4 protein-coding genes are annotated in these 5,690 nt (G+C 67.0%); 1 reads left to right on the top strand and 3 read right to left on the bottom strand.

What is annotated here, in order from left to right; translation table 11 throughout:
* A partial coding sequence (locus tag Q0938_RS18770; RefSeq protein ID WP_299365582.1) for an efflux RND transporter permease subunit occupies positions 1-3,067 on the bottom strand: 3,067 nt, incomplete at its 3' end.
* Positions 3,064-4,239: an efflux RND transporter periplasmic adaptor subunit gene (locus Q0938_RS18765; protein WP_299365580.1), complete on the bottom strand. Its 1,176-nt coding sequence runs from the start codon at positions 4,237-4,239 to the stop codon at positions 3,064-3,066. The genes Q0938_RS18770 and Q0938_RS18765, both read right to left, overlap by 4 nt.
* Before the next feature lie 83 nt (positions 4,240-4,322).
* Between Q0938_RS18765 and Q0938_RS18760 the strand changes: the two genes are divergently transcribed.
* Positions 4,323-5,030: a TetR/AcrR family transcriptional regulator gene (locus Q0938_RS18760; protein WP_299365578.1), complete on the top strand. Its 708-nt coding sequence runs from the start codon at positions 4,323-4,325 to the stop codon at positions 5,028-5,030.
* 428 nt (positions 5,031-5,458) lie between these two features.
* On the opposite strand, the gene Q0938_RS18755 is transcribed toward Q0938_RS18760, so the two are convergent.
* Positions 5,459-5,690: hypothetical protein (locus Q0938_RS18755; protein ID WP_299365574.1), on the bottom strand; the 232-nt coding region annotated here is incomplete at its 5' end.

Raw genomic sequence — 5,690 nt, 5'->3', positions numbered from 1 at the left:
TCAGCATGGCAGGGGTCACGACAAGGGTCAGGATCGTGGCGATCACGAGGCCGCCGGCAATCGCCGCCGACAGCTCCGTCCAGTATTGGGTCGACGGCGCGCCAAGGACGATCTGTCGGCCGAAGAAGTCGATGTTCATGCCCAGGACCATCGGCATCAGACCGAGAGCGGTGGTAATCGATGTCAGGAGCACCGGGCGCAGGCGCTGCGCTCCTGTCCGCAGCGCCGCCTCGTGCGCGGTAGCGCCGGAGCGGCGCAGCTCGTTGAAGGTGTCGATCAGCACGATGTTGTTGTTCACGACAATGCCCGCGAGGGCGATCACCCCGACGCCACCCATGACGATGCCGAATGGCCGGCCCGTGATGATCAATCCGAGCAGCACGCCGGCGATCGAGAAGACGATGGCGCTCATGACCACGACGGCCTGGTAGAAGCTGTTGAACTGGAGGACCAGGATCATGAACATCAGCATCACGGCGGCCACGAAGGCCCCGCCGAGGAACGCCATGGCTTCCGTCTGGTCCTGCGCCTCGCCGGCGAAGTCGACCGTGGCGCCCTGGTCGAGCGCGCCGCCATCGAGCGCCGCGCGAAGGGCCGAGATCTGATCGCTCACCAGGATGCCTGGCGCGACGTTTGCCTCGATCGTGGTGACGCGGGTCTCGTCGGTCCGCCGGATGATCCCGACCCGCTCCGTCGGCTCGAAAGAGACGAAGTTCGAGATCGGGACGAGTCCGGCAGAGGTCGGCACCCTCAGCTTCCCGAGCTCGCCCAAGGATCGGTCATCGGCCGGAAACCGCACCCGGACATCCATCTCGCCGTCGACATCGCCGGGACGGTAGCTGGTCACGGTGATGCCCTGGGTCAGGAGCTGGATCGCCTGCCCCAGCAGGGCGACGTCGGCGCCGTAGCGGGCTGCCTGCGCCCGGTCGACGTTGATCGCCACCTCGACACCCGGAAGGGCTCGCGTATCCGTCACATCGACGAACCCGCCGATCCGTTCCATCGCCGCAAGGACGGCTTCGACGGCGTCCTGCTGGCCGGCGGGGGTGGCCGCGGATACCTGCAGATTGATCGGCTTGCCGCCGCCCGGACCACCGCTTTCCGATTCCACCTGGACATCGATCCCGGCGATGTCCGCGAGATCACGACGGAGATCGGCGCCGATCTCGTCCGCCGTGCGTCGTTGATCCCACTCGACGAGATCGAGCTGGATGGTCCCGATGATGTCCTCGTCCCCCGTCCCGGAACTCAGGACGGAGCGGGAGTAGATGCTTTCCACGCCCGCGGTGCCGACAAGGCGGCGTTCGACCTGCCGGACGAGATCGTCGCGCTCGTAGATGGACAGATTGTCCCGGGCCCGGATCTGCACCTGCATTGCGTCCGGCTCGACGGAGGGAAAGAAACTCACGCCGCGTCCGAACTCGCCGTAGAGGGCGAAGGTGCCAAGCAGCAGTGACAGCGCAAGGACGACGGTCGTCCCGGGTCGGAGAACGGCCTGCTCCAGAACGCGGATATAGGCGCCGGTGAGGCCGCCGATCCGGCGCGGATCGCCGTGCTCGGCTTCACGCAAGGCCTGCTTGGCCGCCGCGGTCTGGGGCTGGGCCCGGCCAATCACGCCACCAGCCACCGGAATGAAGATCAGCGCCATGAAAAGCGACGCGGACAGCGTCAGGATGACGGTGATCGGCAGATACTTCATGAACTGGCCGATCAGCCCCGTCCAGAACAGGAGGGGAAAGAACACGCTCAGCGTGGTCGCGGTCGAGGCGATGATGGGCCAGGTCATGCGCTTGGCAGCGGCCGCATAGGCCTCGGCCGGGGTATCGCCCTCCTGCAGGCGCCGGTCCGCCAGCTCGACCGTCACGATGGCGCCATCCACCAGCATGCCGACCACGAGGATCAGCGCGAAGAGGACGACAATATTCATGGTCAGGCCCATAGCCCAGATCGCGGCCACGCCGGCGAGAAACGCGCCCGGGATCGCAAGTCCGACCAGGATCGCGGACCGCAGGCCAAGGGCGAAGACCACCACCACCATGACGAGCAGCACTGCGGCGAGCACGTTGGACTCCAGATCCGACAGCAGTGTCTTCACGTCCTCGGACTGGTCCCGCAGGTAGGTCACCCGAAGGCTCTCCGGCCAGTCCCGCCCGATCTCCTCGATGGTCGCCCGGACCTCGGCTACGGTGTCGATGACGTTCGCGCCCGAGCGCTTGACGACCTCGAGCGAGAGCGCCGGCTGGCCGTCGATCCGGGCGAAACCGGTGGGGTCCTCGAACGTTCGGCGGACCGTGGCCACGTCGGCGAAGGTGACGACGGTGTCGCCTTCGACCTTGACCGGCATCGCCAGGATGTCGCCCATGTCCTGAACCAGCCCGGGCACCTTCAGCACCACCCGGCCGCCGCCGGTGTCGATGGCCCCCGCCGCGATCAGCTGGTTGTTCCGGTTGAGCTGGCTCGTCAGCGCCTCGAGGTTCAGGTCGTAGGTCTGGAAGATCGTGGGATCGATCAGCACCTCGAGGAATTCCTCCCGGGCGCCGCCGATATCGACTTCCAGGACGCCGGGGAGCGCCTCGACCTCGCGCCGCACCTCCTCCGCCAGGTCGTTGAGCGTCCGCTCGGGCACCGGGCCCGACAAGGTGACGGTGATGACCGGGAAGAGGGCGGTATTGACCTCGGTGACGTTGAGGACGCGGGCGTCCTCGGGCAGTTCGGTCTGCACGTCGTCCGCCGCCTCGCGGACCTTGCGCAGTGCCTCCTCGATGTCGCCTCCGGCCTGGAACTCGAGCTGGATGCTCGCGAAGCCCTCGGCGGCCTCGCTCGACATCTTCTGGAGACCCTCGATGGCGCCGAACTCGGCTTCCATCGGCTCAAGAAGGAGACGCTCGGCGTCCGTGGGGCTGATGCCGTCAATCCCTGTCGATACATAGACCAGCGGCAGCGGAACCTCGGGGTTCGCTTCCTTCGGGATCGCGATGTAGGCAACCGCCCCGAGCGCCAGGAGCATCACGAAGGCCATGAGGACGACGCGCGTCCGGGAGAAGGCGGCATCGATGAGCGCGCTCATCGGGTCGCCTCGACCTCGGGCGGCGCCGCGGAGGCTTGTTGCGGTTGCCGGGCTTCCTCGGCCTGGGGGCGCACGGTCTCGCCCTCGCGCACGAAGCCCTGGCCTACGGTGATGATCCGCGCCGTCTGCGGCAGGCCGGAGACCCAGACGCCGCCCACTTCGGCCCTGACGACCTCGACCTCGTGGAAGTGCACGATGTCATCCTCGACCGCCTTGACGCCGATCGCCCCCTCGGAACTGAGCGAGATGACAGATGCCTCGACGAAATGCGCCGTTTCCTCTCTCGTCGGAATGGTCACTTCCGCGGACACGCCGGATCGAATGGCGCCGTCCGCATTGTCGATGGTGATCTCGGCGAGGAACGTCCGGGTTTCCGGGGAGGCGGCTTCCGCGACGAAGTTGACGACTCCCTCGCGGCTTTGTCCGGTGATGAAGTCGACCTGCGCAGCCTGCCGGGGTGCGATCCACTCTCGCGATTGCTGGGGGATCTGGATCGCGACGGTGACCGGATCGCTGTCCACGATCCGCGCGACGGACGTCCCCGCGGCGGCATATTCCCCGTCATTGAGCAGCAGGTCCTCGATGCTGCCGGCGAAGGGGGCGACGATGGTGAAGTTCGACAGCGTCTCCTGGGCAGAGGAGACCTGCGCCTCTGCCGCTGCCAGCGAGGCGCGTGCCTGCGCGACCCGGTCCGCGGTGCCCGCGCCGCGGTCGAGCAGGGTCGTGGCATTGTCGAGCTCGCGCTGAGCACGGCTTCGTTCCTCCTCCGCCTGTGCCAGGGCCGCTTCGGCCCGGCGCGCGTCGAGCCGGGCGATGACGTCGCCGCGCTCGATGACCTGCCCCTTGCGCACGGGCAGGGAGACGACGGTCCCCGCGGCCTCGGTCACGATCTCGCTGTCTCGCTCCGGCAAGGCCTGTCCCTGCGCGCTGAAGCTGAGCTGGACGGTCGTGGCCGCCGACTGGCGCACGACGACCGACGGCGGCTGTGGCGCCTCGGCCGCGACCTGCCCGACGTCCGTCTCCCGATCGATGATGAACCCGCTACCCATCCAGGCGACGATCCCCGCGAGGAGTGCGGAGGCAACCCAGAACGACCGCGATGCCCCGCGATCGGTTTCCAGGGCGGCCCTTGGGCTTTCGACGGCCGGCGAGGCCACGCGATGTTCGGACATGAGATCTTCCAGGCAGAGAGTTGGCGCGATGGGGCCGGAGGGATTACATACCGACTGACGGTATGTAGCGCAGGAGAGCGGTCTTGCAACCTGACGAGAAAACGGGGGCGCGGCGCGAGCGGATGGCGGCAGACCAGCGCCAGCACGCCATCCTCGATGCTGCCGCGCAGATCCTTGCAACGCATGGATGGGACGAGATCACGGTCAACGAGATCCTTGCCGCCGCGGGTATCTCGAAGGGCGGCTTCTATCATCACTTCTCGTCGAAGGACGACATTCTCGCGGCCCTGGTCCTCCGTTTCGCGGATGCAGCCACGGCAGCTGCCACGGCGGGGCAGGGGAGTTCGGGCGCAGGTTTCGTGGACCGGCTCTCCGCCTACCTGTGCGGCTCCCTCGAATGGGAACTCGATCACGCCGGCGAGGTCATTAGCATCGTGCGCCTTGCGCAGCGCGCGGGAAATGGCGCCCTGTTCCTGGAGCTCGCCCGGGAAACCGAGCGCCGAACCCTGCCCGCACTGAAAGAGATCCTCTCCGAGGGCCTGAAAAGCGGTGCGTTCGAGATCGAGGACGTGGACATGACCGCCGATCTCATCCTTCGCATTTCCCGCACCAGGTGGCTCCGGTTCATCGAGCTGCAGGATGCGGCGCGCGCCGGCGACAGGGCGGCGGCGCTGGCTGACCTGCATCGGCGACGGCGCGCCGAACAGCAGGCTTACGAACGGCTTCTCGACTTCCCTTCCGGCAGCATCCAGCTGCCGCCGGAAAGCGCCTTCGAAAGAATCCTCCGATAAACTTCACGCGGCGAAGCGAACGCGGCCGGCGCGCGCGCTCCGGAAGAACTCATGCAAGAAGGCACTCCGTCCAATCCAGATGAGCGGCCATTCCGGCGGGCCTCCTGTGGGCGAGATCGGCGGCTTCCTCGGTCGTGATGTCGAGCAGCCTGCGCGCAGGACGCCCGGGAAGCGGAGAAGCTCTTGCCACCAGGCGCTTCCGGCGCATGCTCTACGCCGGCTCGCGGGCCACCACTGGTTTGAAGAGGGGCGAGGGTCCGGGGGGCGGTCTGACATACGACCTCAGGCCGCGCCCTTCATCTGCATCAGTGTCTTGCCCCGCAAGCCCGATAATCTACCGGCACTCCCAAGGTCATCGTTTCCGGCGGCGGAGCACTTCGGACCGCCGCCGGCCGCTCAGAACGTTATGGCTTCACCGTCGCCCGGGGTCAGCAGTTTTTCTGTGAACCCCTCATCGGCCGCAAACGCCCGAAGCTCCGCACGGGGCAGGACGCAATGGTTGATTGCTCCATGTGCGAGCCAATCAGAACCGCCCCTAGCGCGGCCCGGTGAACCTTCAGAACATCTTGGGCCCCCCTGATGATGAATTCGGTGTTGTCGGTGAGGACACGGACATCTCTGAAGCCCTGACCTCGAACAACGTCGGCGTCAGCCTCGTTC

Origin of the sequence: uncultured Paracoccus sp. (genome assembly GCF_947496875.1) — a bacterium.
Lineage (GTDB): Bacteria > Pseudomonadota > Alphaproteobacteria > Rhodobacterales > Rhodobacteraceae > Paracoccus.
The sequence above is the reverse complement of the archived record's forward strand: the minus strand, read 5'-3'. Positions and strand labels throughout refer to the sequence as shown.